Source organism: Holdemania sp. Marseille-P2844 (assembly GCF_900120005.1).
Lineage (GTDB): Bacteria > Bacillota_I > Bacilli_A > Erysipelotrichales > Erysipelotrichaceae > Holdemania.
Genome location: NZ_LT635451.1, coordinates 183,843 through 200,630, shown reverse-complemented (window position 1 = coordinate 200,630; position 16,788 = coordinate 183,843). Strand labels below are relative to the sequence as shown.

The window sequence follows — 16,788 nt, the reverse complement described above, 5'->3', positions numbered from 1 at the left end:
TTACATTAGACATTATAAAAGTAGATCGTGTGAATGTCAATGAAAGTGTAAGTAAAGTTCCAGTTTCAACACTTAAAATGTAATGAATTACCTGTTTTTTGTCCTGAACGTTCACTAAAAATTATAAAAAATCGAAGAATTTTTACCTTCGATTTTCTTATTTATACAGTTTTATAACTCAAGAAAATCTAACTTGGCTTACATCCTGACGAATCTTATAAACTGTTTAAAAGAATAAACAAATCAATTTTGAAGCCCTTTTCTCTCTTCTTTTTTCAACCTGCGCTTTAACCAGCCACCCTGCAGATAATACAGCACAAACAGGATCGAAGTCAGACTCCACGTCAACGGATAGCTGAACAAAACATTCTCAATTGTAGGATTCAGCGGAACGGCGATCCAGATCCAGACGACGCGCAATACACATACCCCCATGCAGGTCATGATCATCGGAATTACAGAATCTCCTGTGCCGCGCACCACCCCTGACAGCACCTCAATACACACATAAGTGAAATAATAGGGAGCCAGATACAACAACATCTGCATCCCCACCTCAATCACCGCCGCGTCCTGCGTAAACAAATGATAGATCCAGCGACTGGTCACCATCAAGATCCCACTCATTCCCAATGCTGTGCCAAATGCCATCGCCAGGCACACCCTGACGCTCTTGTGAATCCTGTCGATTTTACGCGCGCCGAAATTCTGTCCGACAAACGTCGTGATCGCCACGCCGAAAGCCCCCATGATCATCCAGAAGATCCCATCGATCTTCCCATACGCCGTATACGCCGCAATCGTGTCCGTGCCAAACGTATTCACGCTGGCCTGAATCACAATATTCGATACCGAATACATGACCGACTGCAGCCCAGCCGGGATCCCGATTACGACGATTTCCTTCAACAATTCGCCATGCAGCCGAATTCGCTTGCGGATCAGCCGGTAACGGTCATCCTCAGCCTGAGATAAGCTCAGATAGACAAGTCCGCCGCTGATAAACTGCGCCAGACAGGTAGCCGCCGCCGCACCGAAGACACCCCATTGGAAGACCAGGACAAAAAGCAGATCCAGAACCACGTTGGCCAGGCAGCAGACAATCAGAAAGTACATCGGCCGCTTGGAATCTCCGACAGCCCGCAGAATACCGGACCCGACATTGTACATCAAATTCGGAATCAAGCCGACGAAGTAGACAATCATATAAATCAATGAATAATTCATAATGTTCTCCGGCGTCCCCATCGCCCTTAACGCCACCGGTGCGCCGAAGATCCCAATCACCATCATGATCGCCCCGCCGATCAACGACATCGCCACCGCCGTGTGCACGGCGTCGCTTGACTGCTCCACCTTTCGCGCGCCATAATACTGTGAAATAATGACCGTCGCGCCCGAAGACAAGCCGACAAAAAAGCCGACCAGCAGATTGATCAAAGTCCCCGTCGCGCCCCCAACCGCCGCCAGCGCCTCCTTGCCGACAAACTGACCGACGATAATCGCGTCGACCGTGTTGTATAACTGCTGAAAGAACGTTCCCAGCATAATCGGAAAGAAAAACAACAGCAGCTGTTTCCAAATAACCCCTTCCGTAATCTCATTGACTGTCGGATGTTGATGCTTTCTCATCAGTAATGCTCCCCCTTAAACTGAATACTAGAATAGCACTGAAATTTCCGTTTGTCACGAACAAATATGAAAAAAACCAGAAGCATTTTTCAGCTTCTGGCCAACTCTTTTCACACTCTAATTTTGTTCGGCATTGTACTGCTTTTCATCCAGCATTTTCTCGCTGCGGGCGACGATGACCGACGTTGCAGCATCCCCGACGACGTTCAGCGAAGTAACCAGCATTTCAATCGGCCGGTTGATCGCCAGGATCAGCGAATATGCCAGCAACGCCGCGTCATTGGTATAACCCATCCCCGTCAAAATTGTGAACAGGATGACCGCTCCAGCCCCCGGAGCCGCCGGTGTGCCGATCGAAGCGATCAGCGCCAGGATCGCAATGATCGCAATGCTGGAAACCGTCACAGAATAGCCGGAGGAGGCCGCGACGAAGATCGCGGCAATGACCTGCATGATCGCCGTTCCGTCCATGTTGACCGTCATGCCTAACGGCAGCGTGAACGATGCAATTTCATCACTGACGCCCAGTTCTTCCGTTACCGTCTTGCGGTTCAGCGGCAGCGTTGCCGCACTGGAGGAAGTAGAGAAACCGAACACCGCAACTTTCGCAATCTTCTTAACGAACGGAATCGGATTGATCCGGCCCAAGACCGCCACAAAGATCGCATAGCCGACGATCAGGAAGGCCAGCAGAAGCAGCACCGTCGTCACGACATAGGCCAGCGCCGGCTTCAGATGATCGACGCCGTAGATTGCAAACGTCCGGGTCAAAAGAACGAAGATTGCCAGCGGACCAAATTTATTGATCACATAGCTTAAGCAAACTGTGATGATATCGCTGATCTCCTGCAGCAGCTTCTTTAAAACGGTTACCTTGGAACCCAGGGCGTTGATGCCCAACCCCGTCGCTACCGCTAAGAACACCACCGCCAGCACCTGTCCGTTGGTTGAGAACGCGCTGGTCATGTTGTTCGGGACGATCGACAACAAGATTGACAGCGGATTGCTTCCGCTGGACCCCGTCGAAACATTCAAGCCGCTGACTTCCACCGCATTGAAAGCCCCGGTCGCATAAACGGTAAGACCGACAGCGCCGGCGATCACCAACGCCACCACGGTCGTCAGTAAGAAAGTCCCCAGCGTCTTGCTGGAAATCCGCCCCAGCTTGCGCGTATCCGTAATCTGACAGATCGCCAACGCAATCGAACAGAAAATCATCGGTACGATGATGACCTGCAGTGCGTTGACAAACAGCTGACCGACGATGTAGAACAAACCGATCGCATTCTTGCCGGCCTCCGCCGTAATATCCTGGAATAATAGATTGTTGATAGCCACCCAGGTCTGGGTCTGGCCCGAGGTCAAGAGATTTTCACGAAGCATCAGCATGGCCAGGCCGCAGATCAGCCCCAGAACCATCGCGATCGCCATTTTGACGGCAAGATGATTGCCTTTTTTCTCTGTTTTTTTCATACAGTTCCCCTTTCATAAAAATACTCCTGACCCTTTAAGATCAGGAGTAAATGAACAGGCGAAACGTATTCATCTTCCTTGAGCAGCCTCACGGGACTCTCTTAAAGGATCACTGCAAAAAGTATACTCATAAATTCCTCCCTTGTCAACAATCAAAAAAGCACTTGTTTATGGAGCATTTTTATCCCTGGCGTATCCTTATCCCGCAGGATGAACTTTTTTCTGAAATGATTTAAGGACGAACGCTGATCGCGCCCGGGATCCGCTTGAAAGCATACGAAAGCAAAAGCTTCTCCACCTTTTTCAAATAATTTTCATAGTTGCCCCAGCTGATATTGAACGGTCCTTCGCCGCCGGCCACAACCGCAACATAAGCCGTGATCTCCCTTTCTCGAATCACCAAGGTGATCGTCACGCCCGTTGCTGAATTCACCCGCGCATAATAGCGCTCAGCTGTGATTATCTGTACCTCGGTATCACCCGCCTGCTGTCACGAAAACAACGACATCCCCGCTAAAAGCCTTGACTTGTCTGACGAAGGTTTCCGCAAATGAAGCCTCCGGCTGACCTTCAAAACGATAGAGCTGATCGATGATATTTTTACTCATTTTCCTTCCCCTTTCCCTTTCATTTGGCCCCGGATCTTGGTTGTTCTGCTTTCACGCCGGTCAAATTGTCCTATTCCTTTCCTGATGATTTTCACCTCAGCGATGGATCAAGGCGTCACCCGTGATCAGCCGCCGCCCGTTTTCATGGCACAGCAACAGAGCAGTATCCCGGTCTGTCCGCCGTTCAATCTCGGCCTGAACATCGCTCAGCTTGATCACCCGCTTGCCCCAGCAATGATGCGCGTCAGTGCCGACGGCGTCGCAATAGCCTTCCTCTACCATCCGCCAGGCCAGCGCGCATTGTTCCTTATCGTCGTTGAGAATCAGCGAAGTCCGGTTGACCTGAAAATCGCAGCCCATAGCCCGCCATCGCTTCAGCGTAGAGAAATCCTCCTGCACGCTCTTATACCGTTCCGGATGCGCGATGATCACCTCATAGCCCGCATCCAACACCTGCTTTAACAGCTCGGTTTCGCTGCTGCCCAGATGGACCTTCTGATACCAGGGAAATTCGATCAACAGCCGCCGCGAACCGTTCAGCGTCAGCGCCCGACCGCTGCGGATCCATTCCAGCGACGCATCGGTCAAAAAGAACTCGCAGCCCAGCGCCGTTTCAATCGGCCAGTTTTCTTCGGCGATCAGCTCCTGCAGCGCCGCAAACGGCGCCGCCAGCGTTTGAGCGTCGTTTTCATATTTATAATAAGGAAGACTGTGCGGCGTACACAAGATCGCCTCAATTCCATCCTCTACCGCAATTTGCAGCATCTTCTTCGTTGTTTCCCGATCCTGCGACGCGTCGTCGACGCCCCACAACACATGACAATGAATATCAATCATTCCATTTTTTCCTCCTCTGTCCGCAATCGCTATCCTTATTATAATAGAGTGTACAAAAAAGAAAAGAGAATCCCGCAAGATTCTCTTCAGTCTTCATTTCACAAAGCGGAACCGTCAAAATAAAGATCAGACGAAATTTTCAGTTCGTATTTATTTTCGAATTCCACAATAAACTCATTTGACGGTTTTTTATTCTTATGATAGTCCTCAGCCAGGACTCGTTTGATTTCCTCCCGCCGCAGATACGCGTCCGCTTCATTCACATAGACAATCCCATCCATGCCCGCATACGATACATAAATTTCATAAACCCATCCGGTGACGAAAACAAGCTGACTTCGACGGTATTATCCAGCACCTCATTCATGATCAGATATTTATTTTATAATGCCTCTCAGCTTTCCGAAATCTGTGGCCTCAATCCACTTCATCCTGTTTTTCATTCTTTTTCGATTTCGGCTTGTAAAACGCCCGGTTTTCCATCGGGAACAGACGCGATGTGAAGCTGCCCGGCTCCGTTTGCGCGTACGCCTTATCCAGTGTGTTCATGCGCGCGTCCAGATTGTCGATCAGATGCAGCACTTCCGCCTCCGCGACCATCGGCATGACCGGCGAACCAAATTCCAGCTGACCATGGTGCGACAAGACCATGTGCCGCAGTAAAATCGCTTCCTCGCTCTTTTCGTAGCCCAGCTGAACGGCGACTTCCATAATCTTCGCCTGCATGATCGAGATATGCCCGATCAGCTTGCCCTCCAGCGTATATTCCGTCATGACCGGGCCGGACAGTTCCGTCAGCTTGCCCAGATCATGAACCAGCACGCCGCTGACCAACAAATCCCGATCCAGCAGCGGATAGAGCTTGACGATCTCATTCGCCAGATCGACCATCCCGGTGACATGCACCGCCAGGCCGCCGACGAAGTTGTGATGGTTCTTCGCCGCCGCCGGATAATCGAAGAACGGCTTGTCGTATTCCGCGAACAATGCGCTGACAATCCCCTTATAGACCGGATTGGACAGCGAGCTGATCGCGTCCTGAATCTTCTGCTGCAACAGCTCCTTGGGAATATCCGAAGCGATAACATAATCGCTTAATTCAATACTCTGCTGATCCATCGGCGTCAGCCGGTGCACGCGCAGCTGCAGTGAATTCCGGTACCGCAGCACCTCGCAGCTGACCTCGCCGACCCGTCCCGGCACGCAGGCAGCCGCCTGTTCTTCCTTCACATCCCAGATCTTGCCTTCGATCGTCCCGGATTTATCCTGCAGCGTCAAAGACAGATAAGGCGAACCATTGCTCGTCACGCCCTTGGTGACCTGCACAAGCAAAAGCGGCAGCGTCAGGCTTTCACCTTCCTTAAACTCACTGATTTTCTTATTCATCATCCCACTCCATTTCACTTAAAATTAAATAAATATCCTCGACGTCGAAGCCCTGGGCTGAACAGTAACGGAAAACGTAATTGCGCAGCTTGGTGCCGCTGTACTTCGACTGATACCGCTTCTTTGCTTTCGCCGCCGTCTTGCGCAGGCTCTCCAGCTCGGCCCGTTCTTCCTCGACAAAGCTCAGGTTGTCCATGACCTCGTTGATCACGTCGACCGCAAAGCCCTGAGCGATCAATTTGGATTTCATCATATTCTTCTTCATCCGTACTGATTTTTCCTTGATCGTCGGCTGCAGCTTCTGCGCCCACTTCAATGCGTTGCGGAATTCCGACTGTTCATCCTCGTCGGCGAACACGGATTCAATCATCTCATACGGGATGCCCTTCTTCCGCAATGTCCGGCTGATCTTGTTTTTGCCCTGCATCAGAAGCTTCAGATTATAAACTTGATTTTTGGTATAGCGCAGGTCGTTGATCAGATCCCGTTCTTCCAGCTTCTCAACGATCTCGTTGATCTGCTTGATATCCAGCTGCGTGTTCTGCGTCAGCCAGTCGTAGATTTCCTTGCGCGTGCGGTCTTTCGCCGCGATCCGCTTCAGACAGCTCTGATACGCCTTGACCGCTTCTTCCTCGCTGATCAGTTCGTCCAGCTCATCGCTGCTGATCAGCACGTCCTTGCGCAGTCCCTTATTGAAATACGTTTCCAGCGAAACAAGAATTCGGATTTCATCGTTGGGCGAGCAGACCTTCAGCTCAACGCAGTCGTCCTTCGGCCGGATCGATTCCAGCCGGTACATCTCACGGTATTCCGCAGTCGCGCTTTCATAGACTTCCAGCACCTTCTGATAGAAAATCCGGCTGTCATAAACTTCAACCTGAGACTTCGCGGCAGCCTTCATCACGGCGCGCTCCTCTGCGCTCATCGCTAAGAAAAGCTGCACTTTCTCGGCAAACTGTTCAGGTTTCTTAAACAGGAAACCGGTCTGGCCTTCCAGCACCAGATCTTCCAGCACTTCATCCGGCCGGGCAAAAACCGGCAGTTCGCTGGCTAACGCTTCGATGTAGGTCATGCCCTGCGTTTCAGTCAGCGAAGCGGAAACAAACGCGTCCGCGCAATGGTAGTAGGAAGGAATCTGGTCCGCCGGCTTCTTCCCGGCAAAGGTGATCATTGAATCCAGCCCCAGCTCGCGCACATGGCTCTCCAAGGCTTCCTGCTCCGGCCCGCCGCCGATCACCGCAAAATGAACCGGCACCCCGGCTTCTTTTAAATAGGTAAACCCGTCGATCACAAAGTCGATGCTTTTTTCCTTCGCGATCCGGCCGACGAAAATGATCAGCGTCTCTTCCGGATTCGCCATCAGCTCTTCGCGCCGCTGCCGGATCGTTTCCGCATCCGTGCGGTGGGCGTCAAAGCGCTGCAGGTCCAGTCCGGTCGGAATCACGTGAATCCGCTTTTTAATTCCATAGCGCTGCAGCATTTCCTTGGTCTTCTGGGATGGAGCGATCAGTTCCGTGCTTGTCTCGCCATACAGCTTGCTTAAGCTGCTGACCGCTTTCTTGGCGACCTTATCAATCGTTTCCAGATTAAAGACGTTGACGTAATGTGTATAATCCTCATAGGTTGTATGATACGTCGACACCAGCGGGATCTGCAGCATTTTCGCTACGATGCGGGCGAAGATTCCAACGCCGAATTCCGTATGGGCATGGATCACATCCAGCTCCATCTCGCGGATATCCTTGAGCACCGCGAAATGAATCGGACTGGTCAGCACATAGCCGTATAAGCTTTTTAATTCCACCCCCGGCAGCCGCAGCACATTGCCTTCGCGCTGGACCTGAAGCAGTCCCGGATGGGTCGTGATCACAAACACGTCGTGACCATTCTTTTCTAGTTCCTGCTGCAGCGTCACGATGGAAGAAACGACGCCGTTGACGTCAGGCAGATAGGTATCTGTAAATAATCCAATTCTCATTTCTTTTCCTCCTGCATCGGTTCGACAACGATCGCCGGCCGGCTCTTAACCCAGATAAAGGTCAGACCGCCCAGGATCAGCATAAAGTAATAAGAGGCAAACCGCCATAAAATCATCGAGCTGGTCGCGCCCAGCTTTCCGAAGATCGTTGAAAACATCAAAACATACGTAGCTTCCGTACCGCCGCTGGCGCCCGGAATCGGAATGAATGCGTTGATCATCGACACAAACGCTGACAGCGCCATGCAGTCAATAATCAGATCAAGACTGACGTTCAGGCCCAGCGCCTGCGCGCAGAAAAACGGGATCGCATAATACAGGCCGAGCCGTACAAAGTTGGCCAGCGTCACTCGCACAATCAGCGGCCGGTGGCCTTTCAGCTTCGCGGTTTCACTACCGAACCGGTCGAGCTGATCCTTTAATAAAGCCAGCGCTTTTTCCGGATTTTTTACCAGATGCAGCTTACAGCCCAGATGCAGACCGGTCGTGCTGATCCATGTGTAAACCTTCGGGAACCGGACTAACGCCCACAACCCGATGATCACCAGGCTGTTGACCAGAAAGCCAAGCAGGACAAGCAAAAAGAACTGCGAATAGTTAGTGTAGAAATGATGAAACCGCAGCAGGATCAAAATGAAAACCGACGCGATCATCGTCGACTGGTACACGATAAAATCCATCCACAGCACGCTCGCCGAATCACTTAACGGCACGCCCTGTTTCTTAAACACATACACCTGGGCAAACTGACCACCCGAGGCGCTCGGAGTCACGCCATGGAAAAAAGAAGCCACCAGGGCGTTGACAATCCCATAATTCAACTTGTAATGCGGATTGCTGATGCGGGTCAGCTGCGTCAGTATCCAGCCGATCACACACTGATACAGAATCGCGATCGCAATGATCACGATCAGCCAGCCGGCGTTCACCTGCTGCAGAATCCCCATGACTTCGTTAAAATTATCCTTCAAGGTAAACCACAGCACTCCGGCTGTGAAGCCTACGATGAGCAGAATATTAATCACATAGTTTCGCGCTTTTTTCATACTTCCTCAGCCTCGTTAACTTATTATACAATGAAAAACAAGGTTACACAAGGAATAAGGCTTCCTGCCCCGCGCTCTTAAGACCGCCTTCGCCGATTCTTTTTTCTTTCTTAAGAAATCCCCGTCAAATCAAAGAAAAAGAGAGCCTTGCTCTCCTTACAACGTCTCCGGCCGGTTGTTTTCCAGCACGGTTTCATAAATGGTTTTCAGCTGCTGGCCCACGCTGGCGATGCTGCGTTCCTGTGCCGTCTTTTTCCCCTCGTCGCTGACCGACGGCAGACGCTTCTCAACGACTCCTTCGATCAGCTCGACGAACTCGTCTACAGACTGGCCTTTATAACAGTTCACCCGATCTTTCAGCCAAGGATCAAACACCCCGATGTCACGGACGATGACCTGTTGGGAAGCGGCCAGCGCTTCCAGCACGACGATGCCTTCCGTTTCCTCGTAAGACGGGAAGAAAAAAGCATTCGCTCCGGCATACGCGCCCTCGATAATCGCGCCCTTAACATAGCCTGGGAAGATCACATTAGCCGGATGATCCTCAACCAGCTCGCGGATATTCTTCGGCACGGAGATCAGCGGCGTATAGCCGAACCAGATAAACTTATACTGCGGCAGACGCTTCGCTACCTCAATGAAATCCGGCAGTCCCTTGCGCTCAAAATACAAGCCGACAGACAATACGACCTTATCGGTTTCATTCAGGCTGAAATACTTGTAATACGCTTTGACCTTTTCCGGATTGTAGCTGAAGCGGTCCAGATCAATGCCGTTGGACACGGCATAAATTGGTAAGTCAATGCCATAGCCTTCCAACAAGCTCTTGGAATAGGGCGTCGGCGTAATGATCGCATCGGCGCTGGAATAGAGCGAAACCAGATGCTTCTTAAACAGCGGGGCAAACTGATTGGACAGCACAAACGAATTGCGGAAATCTTCTTCTGTTGAATGTGCGTGATAAATGACCGGTTTGCCTTCCCGGCGGGCTTTGGCAATCACCCCCGCGCTGGCCGGTCCGACCGTATTGATGTGCAGAATATCAAAATCATCGTTCGGATCCAGCGTGTACTCAATCCCCGCCATCGTCAGCGCCTGCTTCTGATGCTTCAGCGCCCGTCCGATTCCGGAGGTCGAGATCACCTTTTCTCCTTCAAAAAACAACAATACTTTCATGTACATACCTCGAATCCACTATCAAGTATAATGAAAACCCTATCAATTATCAAGTCCTTCCGCGGTTTTCATCCTGAGCCTTAGACATCCGGCGGACATTGTTTGCCAGATTTCTGCAAAGAGGAGCTTGTTTTATTCAAATTCAGATGTATCAAAATCGATCAGGGAATAATTCCATGCTTCCATTCAACAGCGGCTGAAAAGCAAAAAAAAGCGACCCCCAAAATGAGGGTCAGCTTTCTATACGATCTTCAGCTTATTCTTCTGACAGCTTGACTAAGCGTGTATAACGGCGCTGCGCATCCTTCTTTGTTCTTTCGAACATTTCGTATGCTTTTTCGCCCTTCAGCTTCGGCAGCTGGCTGTAACGGGTTTCGTTCAGCAGGAACGCCTGGAACAGATCCCAGTTCGGTTCCTTGGAATCGATCGTTAACGGATGTTCTTCGTTGCGCGGATCAAAACGGTACAGAACAGTATAGCCGCATTCAACAGCCTTGGCCTGAACTCTCTGATGGTTCGCCAGACCGCCCTTGATGCCGTGTTCAGCACATGGTGCGTAAGCAATGATCAGGGATGGTCCGTCATAGCTTTCAGCTTCCTTGAAGGCTTTCAGCGTCTGAGCCCGGTTCGCGCCCATCGAAACGGAAGCGACATAGACATGACCGTAAGCCATCGCGATCTGACCGAGGTCTTTCTTCGCGGTGCTCTTGCCGCCGGCTGCGAACTTCGCGATCGCTGCCGACTGCGAAGACTTGGATGCCTGTCCGCCGGTGTTGGAGTAAACTTCGGTATCCAGAACCAGGACGTTAACGTTCAGGTTGTTGGCCAGAACATGATCCAATCCGCCGTAGCCGATATCATAAGCCCAGCCGTCGCCGCCGACGATCCAGATCGACTTGCCGACCAGGTCGCGTTCGTAATCCAGCAGTTCCTTGACCGCTTCATTCGCGGAAGCTTTGACGCCGGCAATGATTTCATCTTTGATTTCACGCTGTGCATCACGGTTGTTGCCCGCCGCCAGATATTTCTCGAACGCCGCCTTCAGTTCCGGTTCAACGGAATCCAGGTTGTTTTCCATCAGCGACAGGATGCGCGCTTCCTTGAAGTTCTGCGCCAAAGCCATGCCGTAGCCGTATTCAGCGTTGTCTTCAAACAGGGAGTTCGCCCAGGCGACGCCGTTGCCTTCCGCATCGTTGGAGAACGGAGTTGACGGTGTCGAGGAGCAGTAGATCATTGAGCAGCCGGTCGCATTGGCGATCATCATATCCTTGCCGAACAGCTGAGAAGCCAGCTTGTAGTAAGGCGTTTCGCCGCAGCCCGGGCAGGCTCCGGAAACTTCAAAGTAAGGCATTGCGAACTGCGAGCCCTTGACCGTGTCCACCGGGAAGTAGTTCGTCTTGTATTCGGTGTGCTTGAACAGGTAATCGGCCAGCGGTTCCTGATCCAGCTTTTCGTTGATATCGACCATCTTCAGCGCCTTGTTGCCGCCCTTGCCCGGACATTCAACAACGCACAGACCGCAGCCGACGCAGTTCGCCGGAGAAACCTGGATCCGATACTTCAGATTTTCAACACCCTTGCCCATCGCCTGAATCGTCTTGAATTCCATCGGCGCATTGGCGATTTCTTCATCCGTCAGTAAGAACGGACGGATTGTCGCATGCGGGCAGACGAACGAGCAGAATCCGCACTGGATACAGTTGTTTGGATCCCAGGTCGGAACCTGAACCGCGATCGTGCGCTTTTCCTTGAAGGAAACGCTGTTGTGAATCGAGCCGTCCAGGATATCGTACTTCATGAAGTTGGATACCGGCAGATCATAGCCTTCCAGAGAGTTGATCGCCATGACATGGTTGTCAAAGTATTCGTCGCCGGTCAGCTTGCGTCCGGAATCATAGCTCAGTTCAGCCCATTCCGGCTTCACTTCGATTTCAACCAGACCGTTTTTGCCCTGGTCGATCGCCTTGTAGTTCAGCTGGACGATTTCGTCACCCTTCTTGGAGTAGGACTTCTTCGCCATGTACTTCATCAGTTCAACCGCTTTATCATACGGCATGATCTGTTCGTTCAGCGCGAAGAACGCCGACTGCAGGATCGTGTTGGTCCGGCGGCCCATGCCGATTTCCTGAGCGATCTTGGTCGCGTCGATGATGTAGAACTTCGCGTTCTTCTTCGCCAGCTGCGCCAGCATGCGGTTCGGCAGGTGATCCTGCAGTTCCTCTGCGGAGAACGTTGTGTTCAATAAGAAGGTTCCGCCGTTCTTCAGGCAGCTGACCATGTCATACTTGAAGCAGTAAGCGTCTAAGCTGCAGGAAACGAAATCAGCGTTTTCAATATAATAGGTGGAACGGATCGGGGAATGACCGAAACGCAGGTGGGAGCGGGTAACGCCGCCGGCCTTCTTCGAGTCATACTGGAAATACGCCTGCGCATACTGATCGGTGTTGTCGCCGATGATCTTGATCGAAGACTTGTTCGCCGAAACGGTACCGTCAGAACCCAAACCGAAGAACAGGCAGGATGTGTAGTCCGCGCTGACATGGAATTCAGGATCGACTTCCAGGCTCAGGTGCGTAACGTCATCGTTGATGCCGATGGTGAATTCCGCCTTCGGAGCATCTTTCGCCAGTTCGTCATAAACAGCCTTGATCTGGTTCGGCTGCGTATCGCGGGAGCTTAAGCCGTAGCGGCCGCCGATGATCGTCAGATCCATGCCCTTTAATGCGGCTAAGACGTCGAGGTACAGCGGTTCGCGGGCGCCCATTTCCTTCGTGCGGTCCAGAACCGCGATCTTCTTGACCGAAGCCGGCAGCACCGCGGTCAGATACTTCACGGAGAACGGACGATACAGATGGACTTTGATCAGGCCGACTTTTTCGCCGCGCTTGGTCAGCTCGTCGATCGTTTCTTTAATCGTTTCGGTAACGGAACCCATCGCAATGATGATGCGTTCCGCATCCGGTGCACCATAGTAAGTGAACGGTGCGTATTCGCGGCCGGTATGCTCGCTGATCTTCTTCATGTAATCGGCAACGATATCCGGGATCGCTTCATAGTGCAGATTCTGCGCTTCGCGGCCCTGGAAATAAATGTCGTCGTTTTCCGCGCCGCCGCGGGTTACCGCGTTGGTATGCGGGTTCAGCGCATTGGCCCGGAACGCTTCAACCGCGTCCATGTCGATCAAGCTCTTTAAGAACTCATAATCCATGACTTCGACTTTCTGAATTTCGTGAGAAGTTCTGAAGCCATCAAAGAAATGAACGAACGGTACGGAGCCCTTGATCGCCGCTAAATGCGCGACGCCGGCCAGATCCATTGCTTCCTGAACGGAATGCGACGCCAGCATGCAGACGCCGGTCTGACGGCAGGCATAAATGTCGCTGTGATCGCCGAAAATGCTCAGTGCACGGGTTGCCAGAGAACGCGCTGCGACGTGAATAACGCCTGGCAGCAGCTCGCCGGCCATCTTATAGATATTTGGAATCATCAACAGTAAGCCCTGGCTTGCCGTAAATGTGGACGCCAGCGCACCGCCCTGCAGAGCGCCGTGTACCGCGCCGGCGGCACCGCCTTCAGCCTGCAGTTCCGCAACTTTGACAATCGTGTCAAAAATGTTTTTACGGCCCTGAGTAGCCCATGCGTCAACGACTTCAGCCATCGGTGAGGATGGGGTGATAGGATAGATTGCAGCTACTTCAGTAAACGCATACGCGCAATGAGCGGCAGCTGTATTGCCATCCATGGACATAAAAGTTTTTGTCATGGTTAAACCTCCTGTACTCTCTAACCGTTACCATTATAAAACAAAAGGTTTGATTTTTAAACCTCGATTTTCAACTTCTTCCTGCTTCTTTCCGATTTTTACCCATTTTTTTCAAGCGCTTTCCATCAGATGATTTAAACTTTACAATTTGCCTGAAAACCGGCCGTCAAAAAAGGAGGAAATCAATGAATTTCCCCCTTCTGTTGCCTACACTTGAATGCGCGTCCACTTCGCTTCGCGGAAACGCCAGTAGCTGACGATATAGCGCGTGAACTGATCGAGCAGCACCGACAGCCACGCCCCCGGCAATCCCAGATTGAGCGGATAGCACAGCACCCAGGTCAGAACCGGCCGGACGATCGTGACGCTGACAAACATCAGAAGCGCGACAAACTTGACGTCGCCGGCCCCGCGCAGCGATCCGACGATGATGACCTGCACGATCTGAAACAGCACGGTGATCGAAAGAATGATCAACGGTGTTTCCCCGGCCAGAATCACCGCCGCCTCGTTGGTGAACAGCGCCATCAGCTGGGCGCGGAACAGCGTGATCGAACCGGAGACAAGAATTGCCAGAATCAAGCCGATCCGCTGGGCAACCTTGCCGTAGATGATCGCCATATCCGAGCGGCTGGCGCCTAAGCTCTGCCCGACCAGCGAGGTATTGGCAATCGACAGCCCGTCGCCGACGGAGAACGAAATCGACATGATGTTCATGACGATCTGATGGGCGGCGAAGGCGACCGTGCCCAGGCCGGCCACCGCTTTGGCGTACATCAGAAAGCCGATCCGCAAAAAGATCTGTTCAACAAAGGCCGACCAGCTGATGTTATAAAGATCGCGGATCGCCGGAATATCCGGCTTCCACGACTGCCGCCGATGCAGCTTTAAGAAGCCCTCGGTATGCGTGACGGAATACACCGCGATCAGAAACGAGACGATATTGCCGATCGCCGTCGCGATCGCCGCGCCCGCCACCTCCAGGCGCGGGAAGAAAAACAGACCGTTGATCAAAAGTGCGTTGAACACGAGGTTGACAAGATTGGCCGCGATGTTGGTCACCATCGAAATCCGCGTGTTGCCGACGCCGCGCTGGGCGGCGGTGATCGTCAGACCGATGCAGTAGAAGAAATTACCGAACATGATGATCCGGAAATAGGTCACCGCCAGGCCCAGATAATCCGGCGTCGCCCCGGCAAACGCCAGAATCTGCGGAGCGAACAGCGCGCCGCAGAAGGAAAGCAGAAAAGAAAACCCGACGCTCAGCAGCAGCGCCTGGCGCAGATAGGTATTCGCTTCTTCCTGCTTTCCCGCCCCCTTGCGGCGGGAAACGAGCACGGTAACTCCGGTGTTGAGCGCCAGGATCGTCGCCAGCACAAGAAACTTCGGCTGGTTGGTGATGCCGACCGCCGCGATCGACGCCGAGCCCAGGTTGCCGACCATCATCAAATCGACCGCTCCGATCAGCGCGATCAGCACGCTCTCGACGGCGCTGGGCCAGGCGATTTGATAGGTGCGCTTGTAAATCGCTTTGTTGCTCGGTATTTCGCCGCGGATCTGAGCCGGCTTGATCATTCCCTGCCAGCGGAAAAAGTTCAATATTGCGTCCACTTATAACTCCCCCTCAATTCTATACCGAATAGTTTACCATAATTCTTCAGAAAATGCGTCTTTAGTTCTGCCCTTGATTAAGGGAAACGGACCGGCCTGATTTTTTCACCCTATCCTCAGCGCAAAAAAAAGAAACCCGCCGCCGGAAGATCGAACTTCCACTTCAGCTGCGGGCTTCGATATTGAAAATCCTGTCCAATAAACGGGATTTGTCTCTTTCAGAGCATCCTTCGCTTATTTTTCAAGCAGGTAGGCCGCCAGCAGCGTGTAAGCCGCGCTGACGCCCTGCATGTGCGTCCGTTCCATACCGTGGCTGGCATGCACGCCCGGGCCGATCAAAGCGCCGCGGATATCGTTGCCGCCCTTGAGCGCCGCGCCGCAGTCGCTGCCGTAAAACGGATAGATGTCGACGGCATAGGGCAGCTGGTGCGCCTGCGCCAGTTCGATCAGCCGGCTGGTCATCTGATAATCATACGGGCCGCCGGAATCTTTGGCGCAGATCGACACATCGGTCTCAGTACAGCTCAGATCTGTACCGACGCAGCCCATATCGACCGCCAACAGCTCCCGGACATCACCTGGAATCCACGAAGCGCCGTGGCCGACTTCCTCATAGGTGGAGAACAGGAAATAGGTTTTCTGCGGCGTGGTCACGTTTTCATCTTTGAGCGCTTTCAGCAGCGTCAGAAAGATCGCGGCGGAAATCTTGTCGTCCAGAAAGCGGGATTTGATGAAGCCGCTCGGGGTGATCGTCGTCTTCGGGTCGATCGCGATGATATCCCCGGCCTGGATTCCCAATCTGCGCACATCCTCTTCATTGCGGACAAGCTCGTCGATCCGTACTTCCATCGTTTCCTCCGAGCGTTCCTGGCTCGAAGCTTCCTTGTAGACATGCACTGCCGGGGCCGTCGACAGAATCGTACCGGTATAGACTTTTCCCTGGCGTGTGATGATGCGGCAATATTCGCCATCCAGCGTCGGCAGGCACGGCCCGCCCAGCCGGGTAAACGCCAGCTTGCCATCCTTTTTAATTGATCGGACCATCAGCCCCAGCGTATCGGTATGCGCGCTCACCGCAACAGCCGGCTGATCGGCCGGTCCTTCGATTTCCACGATCAGATTGCCCTTGGCGTTGCGATAACAGGCGTAGCCTAACGCCTGCACCTGTTTTTCGATCCAGTCGATCGCATGCTGAGTAAAACCGGTCGGGCTGTCGATGCTCAGCAGTTGTTGAGCATAGTCCGCCAGAATTTGTTCGTTCATCTTCTTCATTGCGTT

Annotated in this window: 13 protein-coding genes; all 13 read right to left on the bottom strand. The window is 52.5% G+C overall.

Annotated elements, in window-relative coordinates; all coding sequences use genetic code 11:
- Window positions 1-243: 243 nt before the first annotated feature.
- The gene (locus BQ7364_RS07585; protein WP_072684170.1) at window positions 244-1,632 is read right to left on the bottom strand and encodes an MATE family efflux transporter; all 1,389 of its coding nucleotides are present in this window, start codon (window positions 1,630-1,632) and stop codon (window positions 244-246) included.
- A gap of 117 nt (window positions 1,633-1,749) precedes the next feature.
- On the bottom strand, window positions 1,750-3,105 hold the full coding sequence (locus BQ7364_RS07580; RefSeq protein ID WP_072684169.1) for a dicarboxylate/amino acid:cation symporter: 1,356 nt from the start codon (window positions 3,103-3,105) through the stop codon (window positions 1,750-1,752).
- A 232-nt stretch (window positions 3,106-3,337) separates the two neighbouring features.
- The gene (locus BQ7364_RS07570; protein ID WP_139248593.1) at window positions 3,338-3,538 is read right to left on the bottom strand and encodes a hypothetical protein; all 201 of its coding nucleotides are present in this window, start codon (window positions 3,536-3,538) and stop codon (window positions 3,338-3,340) included.
- A gap of 43 nt (window positions 3,539-3,581) precedes the next feature.
- Window positions 3,582-3,713, bottom strand: coding sequence for a hypothetical protein (locus tag BQ7364_RS18520; RefSeq protein WP_255370394.1), 132 nt, complete (start codon window positions 3,711-3,713; stop codon window positions 3,582-3,584).
- Between the two features lie 96 nt (window positions 3,714-3,809).
- Entirely contained in the window at window positions 3,810-4,550 is a 741-nt protein-coding gene (locus BQ7364_RS07565; RefSeq protein WP_072684166.1) for a tyrosine-protein phosphatase, read from the bottom strand.
- Window positions 4,551-4,648: 98 nt separating this feature from the next.
- Window positions 4,649-4,831: a hypothetical protein gene (locus tag BQ7364_RS07560; RefSeq protein WP_234973161.1), complete on the bottom strand. Its 183-nt coding sequence runs from the start codon at window positions 4,829-4,831 to the stop codon at window positions 4,649-4,651.
- 136 nt (window positions 4,832-4,967) lie between these two features.
- Window positions 4,968-5,936 (bottom strand): 3'-5' exoribonuclease YhaM family protein, encoded by a 969-nt coding sequence (locus tag BQ7364_RS07555; protein WP_072684165.1) that lies wholly within the window; start codon window positions 5,934-5,936, stop codon window positions 4,968-4,970.
- Window positions 5,929-7,914: a glycosyltransferase gene (locus tag BQ7364_RS07550; RefSeq protein WP_072684164.1), complete on the bottom strand. Its 1,986-nt coding sequence runs from the start codon at window positions 7,912-7,914 to the stop codon at window positions 5,929-5,931. Before BQ7364_RS07550 ends, BQ7364_RS07555 begins: the two co-directional genes overlap by 8 nt.
- Complete coding sequence (locus BQ7364_RS07545; protein WP_072684163.1) at window positions 7,911-8,960, bottom strand: lysylphosphatidylglycerol synthase transmembrane domain-containing protein; 1,050 nt, start codon at window positions 8,958-8,960, stop codon at window positions 7,911-7,913. Before BQ7364_RS07545 ends, BQ7364_RS07550 begins: the two co-directional genes overlap by 4 nt.
- Window positions 8,961-9,116: 156 nt before the next feature.
- Window positions 9,117-10,136, bottom strand: a complete 1,020-nt coding sequence (locus BQ7364_RS07540; protein ID WP_072684162.1) for an LTA glycolipid anchor biosynthesis glycosyltransferase, IagA/BgsA family — start codon at window positions 10,134-10,136, stop codon at window positions 9,117-9,119.
- A 256-nt stretch (window positions 10,137-10,392) separates the two neighbouring features.
- A complete protein-coding gene (gene nifJ / locus BQ7364_RS07535) occupies window positions 10,393-13,899 on the bottom strand; it encodes a pyruvate:ferredoxin (flavodoxin) oxidoreductase (RefSeq protein ID WP_072684161.1) in 3,507 nt (1,168 codons plus the stop codon).
- Window positions 13,900-14,106: 207 nt separating this feature from the next.
- On the bottom strand, window positions 14,107-15,510 hold the full coding sequence (locus BQ7364_RS07530; protein ID WP_083538485.1) for an MATE family efflux transporter: 1,404 nt from the start codon (window positions 15,508-15,510) through the stop codon (window positions 14,107-14,109).
- A gap of 234 nt (window positions 15,511-15,744) precedes the next feature.
- A complete protein-coding gene (locus BQ7364_RS07525; RefSeq protein ID WP_072684552.1) occupies window positions 15,745-16,773 on the bottom strand; it encodes a M42 family metallopeptidase in 1,029 nt (342 codons plus the stop codon).
- Window positions 16,774-16,788 lie beyond the last annotated feature (15 nt).